The organism is Polaromonas sp. (assembly GCF_049790275.1).
Lineage (GTDB): Bacteria > Pseudomonadota > Gammaproteobacteria > Burkholderiales > Burkholderiaceae_C > Polaromonas.
The window spans coordinates 1-14,948 of the sequence record NZ_JBAQYR010000086.1; the positions used below are offsets into that span (position 1 = coordinate 1).

General features: G+C 59.9%; 14 protein-coding genes and 1 pseudogene. 6 read left to right on the top strand and 9 right to left on the bottom strand.

The features are described from left to right. The 5 genes and pseudogenes from WA904_RS11240 to rpmH form a co-directional block, all read right to left on the bottom strand. Positions 1–499: pseudogene (locus WA904_RS11240) on the bottom strand (tRNA uridine-5-carboxymethylaminomethyl(34) synthesis GTPase MnmE); the annotation flags it as partial. Between the two features lie 46 nt (positions 500–545). Next, positions 546–2,282, bottom strand: a complete 1,737-nt coding sequence (gene yidC, locus WA904_RS11245; RefSeq protein ID WP_425197210.1) for a membrane protein insertase YidC — start codon at positions 2,280–2,282, stop codon at positions 546–548. After that, positions 2,279–2,629, bottom strand: coding sequence for a membrane protein insertion efficiency factor YidD (yidD, locus tag WA904_RS11250; protein WP_425197211.1), 351 nt, complete (start codon positions 2,627–2,629; stop codon positions 2,279–2,281). Before yidD ends, yidC begins: the two co-directional genes overlap by 4 nt. Next, positions 2,626–3,036: a ribonuclease P protein component gene (locus WA904_RS11255; protein WP_425197212.1), complete on the bottom strand. Its 411-nt coding sequence runs from the start codon at positions 3,034–3,036 to the stop codon at positions 2,626–2,628. Before WA904_RS11255 ends, yidD begins: the two co-directional genes overlap by 4 nt. A gap of 39 nt (positions 3,037–3,075) precedes the next feature. Next, on the bottom strand, positions 3,076–3,210 hold the full coding sequence (gene rpmH, locus WA904_RS11260) for a 50S ribosomal protein L34 (protein WP_077595646.1): 135 nt from the start codon (positions 3,208–3,210) through the stop codon (positions 3,076–3,078). Positions 3,211–3,639: 429 nt separating this feature from the next. Here rpmH and dnaA point away from each other — a divergent pair, with 429 nt between their 5' ends. From dnaA to WA904_RS11285, 5 genes are all read left to right on the top strand, one after another. Further along, positions 3,640–5,034 (top strand): chromosomal replication initiator protein DnaA, encoded by a 1,395-nt coding sequence (gene dnaA / locus WA904_RS11265; RefSeq protein ID WP_425197222.1) that lies wholly within the window; start codon positions 3,640–3,642, stop codon positions 5,032–5,034. 270 nt (positions 5,035–5,304) lie between these two features. Next, a complete protein-coding gene (gene dnaN / locus WA904_RS11270; protein ID WP_425197213.1) occupies positions 5,305–6,411 on the top strand; it encodes a DNA polymerase III subunit beta in 1,107 nt (368 codons plus the stop codon). Between the two features lie 111 nt (positions 6,412–6,522). Further along, positions 6,523–9,150 carry a DNA topoisomerase (ATP-hydrolyzing) subunit B gene (gene gyrB, locus WA904_RS11275; protein WP_425197214.1) on the top strand — a complete coding sequence of 876 codons (2,628 nt, stop codon included), beginning with the start codon at positions 6,523–6,525 and terminating at the stop codon, positions 9,148–9,150. A 42-nt stretch (positions 9,151–9,192) separates the two neighbouring features. Next, entirely contained in the window at positions 9,193–9,804 is a 612-nt protein-coding gene (locus WA904_RS11280) for a 3'-5' exonuclease (protein WP_425197215.1), read from the top strand. Positions 9,805–9,887: 83 nt separating this feature from the next. Continuing rightward, on the top strand, positions 9,888–10,991 hold the full coding sequence (locus tag WA904_RS11285; protein ID WP_425197216.1) for a 3-deoxy-7-phosphoheptulonate synthase: 1,104 nt from the start codon (positions 9,888–9,890) through the stop codon (positions 10,989–10,991). A gap of 472 nt (positions 10,992–11,463) precedes the next feature. Here WA904_RS11285 and WA904_RS11290 read toward each other — a convergent pair whose 3' ends face one another. The 3 genes from WA904_RS11290 to WA904_RS11300 form a co-directional block, all read right to left on the bottom strand. After that, on the bottom strand, positions 11,464–11,775 hold the full coding sequence (locus WA904_RS11290; protein ID WP_425197217.1) for a hypothetical protein: 312 nt from the start codon (positions 11,773–11,775) through the stop codon (positions 11,464–11,466). 34 nt (positions 11,776–11,809) lie between these two features. Further along, positions 11,810–12,277: a MerR family transcriptional regulator gene (locus tag WA904_RS11295; protein WP_425197218.1), complete on the bottom strand. Its 468-nt coding sequence runs from the start codon at positions 12,275–12,277 to the stop codon at positions 11,810–11,812. 355 nt (positions 12,278–12,632) lie between these two features. Continuing rightward, a complete protein-coding gene (locus WA904_RS11300; protein WP_425197219.1) occupies positions 12,633–13,571 on the bottom strand; it encodes an HNH endonuclease in 939 nt (312 codons plus the stop codon). Positions 13,572–13,669: 98 nt separating this feature from the next. On the opposite strand from WA904_RS11300, the gene WA904_RS11305 reads away from it, so the two are divergent. After that, positions 13,670–14,083, top strand: a complete 414-nt coding sequence (locus WA904_RS11305) for a VOC family protein (RefSeq protein WP_425197220.1) — start codon at positions 13,670–13,672, stop codon at positions 14,081–14,083. 180 nt (positions 14,084–14,263) lie between these two features. On the opposite strand, the gene WA904_RS11310 is transcribed toward WA904_RS11305, so the two are convergent. Then, positions 14,264–14,659 carry a response regulator gene (locus tag WA904_RS11310; protein WP_425197221.1) on the bottom strand — a complete coding sequence of 132 codons (396 nt, stop codon included), beginning with the start codon at positions 14,657–14,659 and terminating at the stop codon, positions 14,264–14,266. Between the last annotated feature and the right edge of the window lie 289 nt (positions 14,660–14,948).

Sequence of the window (14,948 nt, forward strand, 5' to 3'; positions counted from 1 at the left end):
ACTCCCCGGACAGCGAGCGGGCGGCCGATCGCGCGGCCGTTTCGGTGCTGGCATCAATCAGGTCCGCAATCGCCTCCGCTTGCGCCAGGTCGATCTTGTCGTTCAGAAAGGCGCGCTCGGTGAACTCCCCGGGCTGGGCCAGGCGCAAGCCCGCGAGGCGCGGCTGGCCCAGGGCCGCATCGCGCTCCGCGGCTGCTTCCAGGCAGCGGGCCAGCAACAGCTGCAGCACCACCGGCCCACCATGGGCCTGCAGCTCCAGCACATCCTCACCGGTGTAGGAATGTGGTGCCGGGAAATAAATCGCCAGGCCCTGGTCGATCGGCTGGCCCTCGGCATCGCGAAAAGGCAGGTAAGTGGCTTGCCGGGGCGTCAACGCCCGGCCGCACAGCACCTGCACCAGCGGGGCCATGGCCTTCCCGGAAATGCGCACGATTCCCACGGCGCCGCGACCGGGCGCAGTGGTGATGGCAGCGATGGGGTCGTGGTGTCGGGCCAGCATGAAGGCACCATGTTAAAGGGCCGCGAAGCGGCCCTTTTTTGTTTTTTTAGCTGAACTTCGGCAAGTTGAACTGGGGCGGCACACCCATGCGCGTGTTGATCACCCACTGCTGCGCAATCGACAGGATGTTGTTGGTGATCCAGTAGAGCACCAGGCCGGCCGGGAAGAAGAAGAACATCACGCTGAAAATCAGCGGCATGAACCACATCAGCTTGGCCTGCATCGGGTCCGGCGGCGTCGGGTTCAGGGCCGTCTGCAGCATGGTCGTCAGTGCCATGACCACGGGCAGGATATAGAAGGGGTCGGGCGAAGACAGGTCGTGGATCCACAACACCCAAGGCGCATTGCGCATTTCCACCGAGCTGAGCAGCACCCAGTACAGCGCAATGAACACGGGAATCTGGATCACGATCGGGAAGCAGCCACCCATCGGGTTGACTTTTTCCTCCTTGTACAGCTTCATCATCGCCTGCTGCATTTCCTGCGGCTTGTCCTTCAGGCGTTCGCGCATTTCCATGATCTTGGGGTTCACGGCTTTCATCTTGGCCATGCTGGCATACGCCTTGGCATTGAGCCAGTAGAACCCAGCCTTGAGCAGCAGCACCAGCGCCACAATGGACCAGCCCCAGTTGTGGATGAAGCCGTGCAACTTGTCGAGCAGCCAGTACAGCGGCTTGGCCAGGATCGTCAGCCAGCCATAGTCCTTGACCAGTTCGAGCCCGGGCGTAATGGCTTCCAGCTGCTTTTCAACTTGCGGGCCCACAAAAAACTTCGCCTCCACCGATTTGGTCGCGCCGGGCGCAATTGTTTCCAGCGACGTGATCATGCCCACGGCGTACAGGTTGGTGTCCACCTTGCGCAGGAAAATATCGCGCTGGACGCCATCGGCCAGCATCCAGGCCGTCGCAAAATAATGCTGGACCATGGCCACATAGCCATTGCTCGCGTGTTTTTCGACATCAACCTTGTTGTTCTCGATGTCCTTGAATTCGACCTTCTGGTACTTTTTCGCCTCCGTGTAAAGCGCCGGGCCGGTGAAGGTGGAATAAAACGAGGACTCGCCCGGTGGTTTGTTGCCGTCACGCACCAGTTGCAGGTAAAGCTGCGGCGAAACCGCGCTGCTGCCCGTGTTGACCACATCGTGGCGCACCGCCACGTCGTACGCGCCGCGTTTGAGCGTGTAGGTCTTGACCAGCTTGACGCCACCGACATCGGCTGATTCGAATTTGACTTCCAGGCTGTCCTGGCCGTCCTGCAGCGTGCGCTCGCCGGGCATGGCCGTCATCAGCGTCTTGTGCGTGGGGAAGCTGCCCCCGGCGGCACCGGCAATCAGGCCGGACTGCGCCACATACACACGCGCGGAGCTCTGGTCGAGCAGCACAAAGCCGGAGGCTTTGTCCGTCATGTCCTTGTATTTGGTGAAGGACGAATGCACCAGCGTGCCGCCTTCGGTGTCAAAGGTCAGGTCGAGCACATCAGTCTTGACCACCAGACGCTCTTTGGTCGCGGAAGGCGTGCTGGCGGGCAGCGCGCCCGGTGCAGCGGGTGCGGCGGATGCACCGGAAGCCACCGGTGCCGGCACGGCGCTGCCAGCAGTCTGGGTGCCCGGCACGGCAGCCCCGTCGGCGGGCTTGCCAACGGCAGGCGCCGTCGTGCTCACTGCGGGTGCCGGGGAGGGGAAGAAGGTCGCCTTCTTGCCGTTGGCAAGCTGCCACTGGTCCCACAACAGGACCATGGAAAAACCAAAAATCACCCACAAGATGGTGCGGCGTATGTCGTTCATGACGGCTTCTTTTTAGAGGAATTCGAAGTCACGGGCGTGACCAGGTGGGTGAAAAGGGAAAACCGGCCCGACGACCGTGCGGCCGAAGGCGGTACGGGGTCATAGCCGCCATGACACCAGGGGTGGCAACGCGCCAGGCGATGCAGCGTCAGGTAGCTGCCCCTGGCCGCGCCATGCTGCTGCAGCGCCTGCAATGAATAAGCCGAACAGGTGGGCTCGAACCGGCAGGACGAACCCAGCCAGGGGCTGAGCAGCAGGCGGTAGCCCTTGACCAGGGTGACCAGTGTTTTTTGCGGCAGGCGGCTGAGCGCCACCGCCATGCGGCGCAACGCAGACAGGGCGTTCATGCGGCTTGCGCCCCGGCTTGCATCAGGGCCTGCACTTCGCTGCGAACCGCCTGCTTGAGCGCCTCGGAGCTCGCACTGACAAATTCCTTGCGCGAAAAATCACGGCGCAGGCGAACCACCCACGCAGTGGGTGGCGGGCGAGGAGAGAAATCGGCGCACACGGTGTAGATCTGTCTTTTGATGGCGTTACGCGTCACGGCACGTTTGGCCCAGCGTTTAGGCACCATCGCCCCGACCCAGACGTCCTGAACGGGAAACAGGTCCGGCGTGTCATGGGTCTTGCTGGGCACGGTTTGCGCGTTCATGGCATCAAGCGCATTGCGGTGCAATGCGAAATGCGTTGTTCTTGCAACAATGGCGCCAGCAAGGACTGCCTGGAACTGGGGTCGGGTTTGAAGCCGTTGCAAGCGTCAGCTCGAAAGCAATTGGCCTGCGGGACCCACTGCTTAAACAGCCAGGCGCTTGCGGCCTTTGGCGCGGCGGGCTGCAATCACTGCGCGGCCGCCACGTGTTTTCATGCGTGACAGAAAGCCGTGCGTACGGGCGCGCTTGACTTTGGAAGGTTGGTATGTGCGTTTCATGATGGGTCCTACAAGCTACAAAAAGCTCCCCTTTGCAAATTTCGGATTTTGCGATTCGTGGTCCCGGTAGCTGTACAGCACACACTACCCGGCAAGTCAGCCAGGCCGGCAAAACGTCGATGGATGCTTGAAAACAAGCGCCAAACCGGTCATGCCAACCCGCTATGAATCAGGGAAACCCATGATTATCGCAGATTTCCCAACGCTGGCAACAAGTTAGGGGCCGCAGTGGCGGTAAAGGCTGAGATCAGCCAGATGGCGCAAGAAGGAATTCCGGGCAGGAAAAACAGGCTCGCTCTAGGTTAAAACCCGGGGTCAATCTTTTTGTGGATAACTACGCCGCGCGACTACAATAACGGGTGCCAAAAATTAATAATATCCACAAGCAAAAGCATGCTGGCCACTGCATCCATCCAGCCCACCGACCCGATGCGTGAGGGTGCCGCTCACAGTTCCAGCCAAGGCTTGTGGCAAAGCTGCGTGGACCATCTTGCCCAGGAATTGCCCGAGCAGCAGTTCAATACCTGGATCCGCCCGCTGGTTGCCGAGGTCGCCGCCGACCTCTCCAAAGTCACCATTCAGGTCGCCAACCGCTTCAAGCTGGACTGGATACGTGCCCAATATGCGGGCCGCATTTCCGCCCTGCTGGAGAAAGTTTCCGGCCAGAATGTCCATCTTGAGTTAGCGCTCGCTCAGCGTGAACCTGGCAGCAGGGCTACGCCGATCACTCGCAGCTTCGAAGGCAATGGTGTGGCCGAGCCGGTCGGCCTGGGCGTGGCCGAAGACGTGGCCGGCGCTCCCTTCAAGAGCCGGCTTAACACCGCACTCACCTTCGACACCCTGATCGAAGGCACCGCCAACCGCATGGGCCGCGCTGCCGCCCTGCATGTTTCCAGCAGTCTGGGCCAGCTTTACAACCCCTTGTTTATTTACGGCGGCGTCGGCTTGGGTAAGACCCATTTGATGCACGCCATCGGCAACAAGCTGCTCGCCGACAACCCGGCCGCCAAAGTTCTCTACATCCACGCCGAACAATTTGTTTCAGATGTGGTTAAAGCCTACCAGCGCAAGACTTTTGACGAGTTCAAGGAGCGTTACCACTCGCTGGACCTCCTTCTTATAGATGACGTGCAGTTCCTCGCCAACAAGGACCGCACCCAGGAAGAGTTCTTCAACGCCTTTGAGGCCTTGCTGACCAAGAAGTCGCACATTGTGATGACCAGTGACACCTATCCCAAGGGCCTGACGGACATCCATGAGCGGCTGATCTCGCGTTTTGACTCCGGACTGACCGTCGCCATCGAACCGCCCGAGCTCGAGATGCGCGTCGCCATCCTGATTCGCAAGGCCGAGGCTGAAGGCACGGTCATGCCCGAAGAAGTGGCCTTCTTTGTCGCCAAGAACGTGCGTTCCAACGTGCGTGAACTCGAAGGCGCGCTGCGCAAGATCCTCGCCTATTCGCGCTTCAATCTGAAGGAAATTTCCATCCAGCTCGCGCGTGAAGCCCTGCGCGACCTGTTGTCCATCCAGAACCGCCAGATATCGGTCGAAAACATCCAGAAAACCGTGGCCGACTATTACAAGATTAAAGTCGCCGACATGTATTCGAAGAAGCGTCCGGCCAGCATCGCCCGGCCGCGCCAGATTGCCATGTACCTGGCCAAGGAACTCACCCAGAAGAGCCTGCCCGAGATCGGCGAGCTGTTCGGCGGCCGCGACCACACCACCGTGCTGCACGCGGTGCGCAAGATGTCCGCCGAGCGCCAGCAGATGACCGAGCTCAACCAGCAGTTGCATGTGCTCGAACAAACCCTGAAAGGCTGAGATGACGCTTCGCTCAGCCATTTTTCCCCGGTTTCAGGCCTGCCTGACAACCATGGGGACAAGTTTTGAACAACTAATGACTTATCCACAGAGAAGGTGGATTAGCCAAAGTTGTTCATATTTGACAGCAGGGTTGCAGGGATGTCTGACCACAAGGTTAAACAAGCGCCAAGTAGTTGATCAAAAAGAAGAAAATAGACCTGTCCACAGATGGGTGCTGCCCTTATCTACTACTACTAATTTGAATTAAAGAAATAAGAGGTTAAGACAGTGATCGTTCTCAAAGCTACCCAGGATAAAGTTTTGGCAGTTCTGCAGTCAGTTGCGGGCATCGTGGAGCGCAGGCATACACTGCCGATTCTGGCCAACGTGCTGATCCGGAAAACGGGGGCGCAGCTGCAGCTGACCACCAGCGACCTGGAGATCCAGATCCGCACCACAGCCGAGCTGGACGGTGACACGGGCAACTTCACCACCACGGTGGGCGCACGCAAGCTCATCGACATCCTGCGTTCCATGCCGAGCGACCAGACCGTGTCGCTCGAGTCGGCCCAGAACAAGCTGATCCTCAAGGGCGGCAAAAGCCGCTTCACGCTGCAGACACTGCCTGCCGAAGACTTCCCCCTGGTGCAGGAAGCCGCCAACTTCGGCCCCAGCTTCTCGGTACCGCAGAAGGTGCTAAAAGAGCTGCTGAACCAGGTGTCGTTTGCCATGGCGGTGCATGACATCCGTTACTACCTCAACGGCATCTTGTTCGTCGCCGAAGGCAAACAGCTCAGCCTGGTGGCCACCGACGGCCACCGCCTGGCATTTTCGTCGGCCATGCTCGATGTCGAAGTGCCGCGCCAGGAAGTGATTCTGCCGCGCAAGACCGTGCTCGAGATGCAGCGCCTGCTCAGCGACAAGGAAGGCGCCATCGAAATGCAGTTCGCCGGCAACCAGGCCAAGTTCAGCTTCGAAGGCATGGAGTTCGTCACCAAGCTGGTTGAGGGCAAGTTTCCTGACTACAACCGCGTGATCCCCAAGAACCACAAGAACATCATCACCCTGGGCCGCGTGCCGCTGCTGGCTTCGCTGCAGCGCACCGCCATCCTGACCAGCGAGAAGTTCAAGGGTGTGCGCCTGAACATCGAGCCCGGCACCCTGCGCGTGGCCTCGAACAATGCCGAGCAGGAAGAAGCCGTGGACGAGCTCGACATCGACTACGCCGGCGACGCCATCGAAATCGGCTTCAACGTCACCTACCTGATCGATGCGCTGACCAACATGGACCAGGACATGGTGAAGATCGAGCTGGCCGACCCCAACAGCTCGGCGCTGCTGACCATTCCCGACGATGCGGCCTTCAAATACGTCGTGATGCCGATGCGGATTTAAGCCGTACAAGCAAAAAAACAAACCGCCGCCCCTACCGAACCCGCTAGCCAAAGCGGGTTTGGTCATTCAAGAGATTGAGAAAACGTAGTTCACCGTAGGTAAAAGTTAGTTATGACCGAAGAAAACAAACCCAGCGAAGCCACCCCTGGCGAAACAGGCCGTGAAGTGGAAGGTGTGCATTCCGGTGAAGGCGGTGAGGGAAGTTCCAATTTCCAGCCCAAGATCGACACCAACCAGGCAGGTGCGTCCGAAGGGTATGGCGAAGGCTCCATCCAGATCCTGGAAGGCCTGGAGGCCGTGCGCAAGCGCCCCGGCATGTACATCGGCGACACGTCCGACGGCACCGGCTTGCACCACCTGGTGTTCGAGGTGGTCGACAACTCCATCGATGAATCGCTGGCCGGCCATTGCGACGACATCATGGTTACCATCCACCTGGACAACTCCATCAGCGTGGTCGACAACGGCCGCGGCATCCCGACCGGCATCAAGATGGACGACAAGCACGAGCCCAAACGCTCGGCCGCCGAGATTGCCCTGACCGAGCTCCATGCCGGCGGCAAGTTCAACCAGAACAGCTACAAGGTCTCTGGCGGTCTGCACGGCGTGGGCGTGAGCTGCGTGAACGCGCTGTCCAAGATGCTGCGCCTGACCATTCGCCGCGAGGGCAAAGTTCATGTGATGGAGTTTTCCAAGGGCTTTGTGCAGAACCGCATCATCGAAAATGTCGGCGGCGTGGATGTTTCGCCGATGCAGGTGCTGGGTGATACGGACAAGCGCGGCACCGAGGTGCACTTCCTGCCCGACACCGACATCTTCCAGCAGAACAATGACTTCCATTACGAAATCCTCAGCAAACGCCTGCGCGAGTTGAGCTTCCTGAACAACGGCGTGAAGATCCGCCTGAAGGACGAGCGCAGCGGCAAGGAAGACGACTTTGCCGGCGCCGGCGGCGTGACGGGTTTTGTGAACTTCATCAACAAGGGCAAGACCGTCCTGCACCCCAACGTGTTCCACGCCATGGGCGACCGCCAGAGCGACCAGAACACCAACATCGGTGTTGAAGTTGCCATGCAGTGGAACAGCGGCTACAACGAGCAGGTGCTGTGTTTCACCAACAACATTCCGCAGCGTGACGGCGGCACCCACCTGACCGGCCTGCGCGCCGCGATGACGCGTGTCATCAACAAATACATCGACGACAGCGAGCTGGCCAAAAAAGCCAAGGTCGAGGTGACCGGTGACGACATGCGCGAAGGCCTGACCTGCGTTCTCAGCGTCAAGGTGCCCGAGCCCAAATTCTCCAGCCAGACCAAAGACAAGCTGGTGAGCAGCGAAGTGCGCGGCCCGGTGGAAGACATCGTCAGCAAGCTGCTGGCCGACTACCTGCAGGAACGCCCGAACGACGCGAAAATCATCGTCGGCAAGATCATTGAAGCCGCGCGTGCCCGTGAAGCGGCCCGCAAGGCCCGCGACATGACGCGCCGCAAAGGTGTGCTCGACGGCATGGGCCTGCCCGGCAAGCTGGCCGACTGCCAGGAAAAAGACCCGGCCATGTGCGAAATCTACATCGTCGAGGGTGACTCCGCCGGCGGCTCTGCCAAGCAGGGCCGTGACCGCAAGTTCCAGGCGATCCTGCCCCTGCGCGGCAAGATTCTGAACGTGGAAAAAGCACGCTATGAAAAGTTGTTGACCAGCAACGAAATTCTGACGCTCATCACCGCCCTGGGCACCGGCATCGGCAAGGCCGGCGGCACCACGGGTAACGATGACTTCAACGTGGCCAAGCTGCGCTACCACCGCATCATCATCATGACCGATGCCGACGTTGACGGCGCGCACATCCGCACCCTGCTGCTGACCTTCTTTTACCGCCAGATGCCCGAGCTGGTGGAGCGCGGCCACATCTACATTGCGCAGCCGCCGCTGTACAAGGTCAAGTCAGGCAAGGAAGAGCAGTACCTCAAGGACAGCGCCGCCCTTGACAGCTTCCTGTTGAAAATTGCGCTGAAAGACGCTGCCGTGCAAACCGGCGTCGACCCATCCAACGGCAAAGGCACGCTGCTGACCGGCGACACACTGGCCGAGCTCGCACGCAAGCACCAGCTGGCCGAGTCGGTCATCAATCGCCTGCGTGGCTACATGGACGGCGAAGCACTCAAGGCCATTGCCGACGGCGTGGCCCTGAACCTGGACACCGTGGAAGACGCTGAGCGCTCAGCCGCCGCGCTGCAGGCCCAGCTGCCCACGGCCGAAGTGGCCGGCGAGTTCGACACCCGCACCGACAAACCCATTCTGCGCATCAGCCGTCGCCACCACGGCAACGTGAAAAGCAGTGTGCTTACGCAAGACTTCGTGCACGGCGCCGACTACCTGGCACTGGTGGAAGCCGCCGTTACCTTCAAGGGCCTGATGAGCGAAGGCGCCAAGGTCACGCGTGGTGAAGGTGAGCGCCAGAAGGAAGAAAAGGTGGACACCTTCCGCGACGCCATGGCCTGGCTGATCACGCAGGCTGAAGCCGCCACTGCACGCCAGCGCTACAAGGGCCTGGGCGAGATGAACCCCGCCCAGCTGTGGGAAACCACCATGGACCCCGCCGTGCGGCGCCTGCTGCGCGTGCAGATCGACGACGCCATCGAAGCCGATCACGTGTTCACCATGCTGATGGGTGACGAAGTCGAGCCGCGCCGCGAGTTCATTGAAACGAATGCGCTGCGGGCTGCAAACATTGACGTTTAAGCGGCGAGCGACTGCATGATGTCGCTGGCCTGAACGCCGCGCATGAGCTGCATCGCCGTCATCGACTTTGAAACCACCGGCCTCTCGCCCGCCATGGGCGACCGCGCCACCGAGGTGGCCATCGTGCTGGTTGAAAACGGCAACGTGGTTGACCGCTTCCAGAGCCTGATGAATGCGGGTGTGCACATTCCCGCCTTCATCACCAGCCTCACCGGCATCAGCAACGCCATGGTGGCCACAGCGCCCGACGCAGCCACCGTCATGCGCGAGGTCAGCCGCTTTGTCGGCAACGCGCCCATGGTGGCGCACAACGCATCGTTTGACCGCAGGTTCTGGCAGGCCGAGCTGGCGCTTGCCGGGGAGGCGGCGGCGCAGCCCTTTGCCTGCACCATGCTGGTGGCGCGCCGGCTGTATCCCCAGGCTTCCAGCCACAAGCTGGGCGTGCTGGTGGACTACCACCACCTGCCCCGTGCCGGCCGTGCCCACCGGGCGCTAGCGGATGCGGAAATGGCGGCCTCGCTGCTGGGCCAGATCCAGCATGACCTGCGCACCCGCCACCGCGTGGGCCAGCCCGACCACGCCTTGCTGATGAACCTGCAGCGCTGCGCGAAACCTGCCGTTCCCGCACTGATGGCGAAGTACGCCAGCCAGTAAGCGCCCCGAGTCGCTATTAAAATAGTAGCTGCTTGCGCCCACCCGTAAAGGGCTGGAGCCCTAAAACACTCATAATCTGCGCCATGACCACCCACACCCACCCCGCCACGCCGCTGTCCACCCACGACACCACCCGCATTGACGACACCCGCATAGGCGCGGTGCGCCCGCTGATCACGCCCGCCCTGCTGCAGGAGTGGCTGCCGGTGCCCGAAGCCAGCCTGAAGCTGGTCGAAAGCAGCCGCGCCGCCATCTCGCGTGTGCTGCATGGTGCCGACGACCGCCTGATCGTTGTGGTCGGGCCCTGCTCCATTCACGACCATGACCAGGCCATGGACTATGCCCGCCAGCTCAAGCTGCAGGCCGATGCCCTGGCCGGCGAGCTGCTGGTGGTGATGCGCGTGTACTTCGAGAAGCCGCGCACCACCGTGGGCTGGAAGGGCTACATCAACGACCCGCACCTGGACGGCAGCTTCGCCATCAACGAAGGGCTGGAAATGGCGCGCCGCCTGCTGCTCGACGTGCTGGCCCTGGGCCTGCCCGTGGGCACTGAGTTCCTGGATTTGCTTAGCCCCCAGTTCCTCAGCGACCTGGTGAGCTGGGGCGCCATTGGCGCGCGCACCACCGAAAGCCCCAGCCACCGCCAGCTGGCCTCGGGCCTGAGCTGCCCGGTCGGCTTCAAGAACGGCACCGACGGCGGCATCAAGGTGGCCACCGACGCCATCCAGGCGGCGCAGGCGCAACACGCCTTCATGGGCATGACCAAGATGGGCCAGGCCGCGATTTTTGAAACCCGCGGAAACAACGACTGCCACGTGATCTTGCGCGGCGGCAAGCAGCCCAACTATTCAAAGGCCGATGTGGACGCCGCCTGTGTGCTTCTCAAAAGCGCCGGCCTGCGCGAGCAGGTGATGATCGACGTGTCCCATGCCAACAGCAGCAAGCAGCACCAGCGCCAGATAGCCGTGGCGGCCGAAGTGGCCCAGCAGATGGCCGCGGGCGACCAACGCATCACCGGCCTCATGATCGAGAGCCACCTGCATGAAGGGCGGCAGGACATCGTGCCCGGCACGCCGCTGCGGCCTGGTGTGTCGGTCACCGATGCCTGTATCAGCATGGAACAGACGGTGCCTGTGCTGGAGGAGTTGGCGCGGGCGGTGAGGGAGCGACGCGAGGTGAAAATTTAAGTCGACCTGGCCCGGCTTATCGGATAGCTCAGTTCTTATTGCCAAGTTAGATCAAAGCTATTTTTTGGCCCGTCATAGTGGAGCACCCCAAGGCGCAGCAGATCCATTCCTATCAAACCGCGACAGAATCCTTTGAATTGCCCAGCGGGCACAGTCCCGACCGGGAAAACAGGGTGATACCAGCTGTCCTGCTGTCGCGGCTCTTTCAGTCTCAGCGAGAGCGCGAACGAGTGTCCCGCTACTGTAGGACTCATGCCGGATTGCGTGAGTATCGGCAGCGTTTTCATTAAATGCCATGAATCCAGCAGGTCCTCTTCGACCCAGCATCCCGTAGCGCCCGTATCAATCAGGAAATCTGCGACAAACCGAGGCACCACATTGGGAGGGTGCATTTGAAAGTGACGTTGGAGCGGTAGCCCCGGCTTCCCTTCGACGCTTACGATTGGGCGGTTAGTGATGTCATATCGCAGCCTCAGACTTGGCATGTCGCCTGAAAGTCAATGTGCGCACGCAGGGGCTCAACGCGCTGCACCATGAACGAGTCTGCTGCGAAATTCTCATATCCAGCCGTGAGTGCCGACTCGAGGGAATTAAACACCTTGAAAAGGTGCGCATTCGCGTAGACAACGTATTTGCCGAGGTGCGCCGGCAACAGTCCGTCAAGCTGTGCACAGAAGGCGTCGATGTTTCCTTGCAAACCGGCATCCACGATTACTATCTGGTGCGTTCGGTCGGTTGCCATCCGCGCATGCGGCAGCGGATGGTCGGAAAAAAAATCATTCATATCACCCTCCTTTTACATCATCTTCAAACGGAAATCAGCCCGTAGCAACTTTCAATTGCGTAGGAGTCATTTTCTTAATCACTTCTCTGCGGATCTGATCTAGCTCAATGACGAAAGCGAATGCATATTGGCCGTCCGTCGCACGCTCCAACGAGTCAGCTCCACCGCGCAGGTAGATGTGTTGGCCATCCGTAACAATGTGGCTTGCGGGAAGCGCGCTCAAGGATATGCCAGGTTGGTATTGCTTTAGGTGCTGAAGACCCTTGCGCAAACGCAGGCTTGAAATGCCAATCTTGGAAAGCTTTGCCACTAGTCGAAGCGCGACTACATCGCCAAACGAATAGTGTCGTGGAATGCCATGGCCGCGTGCGCAGTTACAAGACGGCTCAATCACTGCTTCACGGCACAGGTAATTCAGCATAGCCCGAGATAGGCCCGCCAAACGGGCGGCCTGCGTGGCTGTGAACCATTCGGAAGGTTCGTGAATTTGCTTGTTTGACACGTTAAATATAGTCCCGCGTTAAACGCTGAACTGTATTTATACAGTATTGTTAGATATTTATCCAGAGACTTTTACATCCACTAATCCCTTGTTTAATAAGGGAAAAACCTAGTTATCCACAGAAACGTATTTCTAGGGGGCTGTGCATAACTTATAGGTAATTGATTCATCAGTCGCCAAGATTCATGGGGGGATCGTCCTAACACCGCGATAACGGGCGCACAGTGAGCTAATTGCTGCCGTATTGGACTTGCATAGACGGCTGGTGGCGCCTTTGTTCTTGAGCGTCCTAACTTGGGCGAGTCTCCGAGTTGCGGCCGCCTAGCCTTGATCGTCAGGTATTGGCCAACTGTGATCAGGCGCTGTATGCGGCAGCTCTAAACATCTCGAAACGGTGCGCAAGGCGATTTCGATCCGGGGCGTCTGCTGGCCGTACGGGTAAACGAATCAGTTGTCCGTGGAGCCCTTGCATCGCCTGCAATATCGGCCCATCGCTTTGGGCGAGCAATCGCGTGGAGACGTGAACGCGAAAATCTGGATCGATACCAATAAGATGAGCATCGAAGGCCGCGTGATGGATTTTTGTTAAGGGAATGCCATTTGAAACAACTGCGTGGCCAAGCTCTTCATGGCCGTCTGAAATGATGTGCGCTGCGTCAAGAAGCATCGGCTCGGGCATTCCTGATAACGCACAGCGATTGCCATACGCGGTAATCACCGCATCTCTGAACGAGGCCTGATGCAGCCGCTGCTTTACCTGACGAAGCGCATAACGTCGGGTCATGCTGTCCTCAGATACCTTAGGCGTGCCGCTCGAATCTATTTCGCTGAACGAAACTTTCACCTTGGCTTCGTTTGGATGCCAGCTTTCAATGAACGCAGGAACAAAAGCCTGATAACGACCAGGTGACACACCTAAGAAATAGAGGATCGGGACGCGGCGATCCATGGCCTCTTTCAGCCATCTGTTATCGGCAACGTTGGGATCGGTCCCCATGAACGAGTAGTCAACAGTCTCATCGCCGTCGTAAATTTGCTTGTGGACGCTGCGCTGGTCGTCGTACCAGATCTTTGCGCCGGGTTTTGGGAAGACGGTTTTGATGGAGAGGAGGGCCTCCATTTGACGCGGCTTGAAGATTCCGCGCTGTGGGTTGACAAGGGGAATGCGTTGCCCTTCGAATTGAAACCCTTTGGCGAGGTCGGCGCCAGTTAGTTGGTCCCTGACTTCTTGCAATCGACGGACTTGCTCAAACGCAGCCGTTCTCATTGCCCAATCCGTACTGCTGATCTTCATTGGTGGAGCTTAGCAACCTATCCACAGGCTTACTAGCGGGTTTAGCGCAGACTGTCACTTGCTAAACTTTTCGCACTTCCTAATTTCAAGGAGCCGCCATGCCGAACCCCTCCGACCTTCCCCCCAGCATCCTCTCCCACCTCTCCATAGGCACCAATGACTACCCGCGCGCCCGCGCGTTTTACGACGCGGTGTTGGGCACGCTGCAGATCCGTAGCGTGATGGAGCATGGCGAGTCGGTGGCTTATGGCCGGACCTTTCCGGAGTTCTGGGTGGGCCGGCCGCTGGATGGCGGGCGGGCTGCGCCGGGTGATGGCATACACATCTGCTTTCGGGCCAACTCGCCGGCGGAGGTGGATGCCTTTCATGCGAAAGCGCTGGCGCTGGGTGCGCAGTGCGACGGGCCGCCGGGCTTGCGGCCGCACTACACGCCCACGTATTACGCGGCGTTTGTGCGCGACCTGGATGGGCACAAGATCGAGGCGATGTGTTTTACCGGGGCGGCGGGCTGACGGGGCTGGGCTCGCGCGGGGCTGGTGCGGGTGTGCGGGGCATGGATCCCGGGTCGAGGCCCGGGATGACCCAGAGAAGCGGTTTGGGCTGTTTTTGGCTGCTTTATATTGTCAAATCGGCCTTCAGCCCTTTGCTGGCGGGCGCAAGCAGCTATGAAAACCGTAGCGCCTGGGTGCGCCTCACCAGTGGGTGCTGCCTGCCACCCGCTCTACTTCGTCCACCGCGTACCGGGTGAACTCCTCGATTTCGGTGGCTTTGTCGAACACGGCGTCGGCGCCCAGGGCCAGGCAGCGCTGGCGGATGGGTGGGGTGGCGTAGTTGGTGAGGACGATGACTTTTTGCCGCAGGGCCCGGTTGCCGCAGCTTTTCACCACATTGAGGCCGCTGCCCTGCAGCAGGAACAGGTCCACCACGGCCAGGTCCCAACCGGAGGCGTTGTCGGCCAGCCACTGGCGGGCTTCGTCTTCGTTGCTGGCCGAGCCGACCACGCGGGCGCCGGTCAGCTCTTCCAGCGATTCGGCGAGGTTGTCGCGGATGATGGGGCTGTCTTCGACCAGAAAAATTCTCAGGCGCATCCAGGGGTCCGGTTGAAACTACATGCGTGCAGCCCGGGCTCAGGCTGGCGATGGGAAAAGTCTAGAAGCAGTCTACCCAAAGGGGAAACCGGGTAAACGCTAGAGAACAAAGTTTGCTTTGCTGTGTGTGGCGCCTGCGTGATGGCCGGAACACGGCCTTGTCTGACATAAAGCAAGGCGGTGCAGCCGAAAAATGGGAAGCTAGTCAGCACCCCGGCTTGCTTTGGCACCTGCGCCAGGGCCGGGGCGCTTTTCCTTTTTCCCCCACGGAGTGCACCATGAGCAGCAA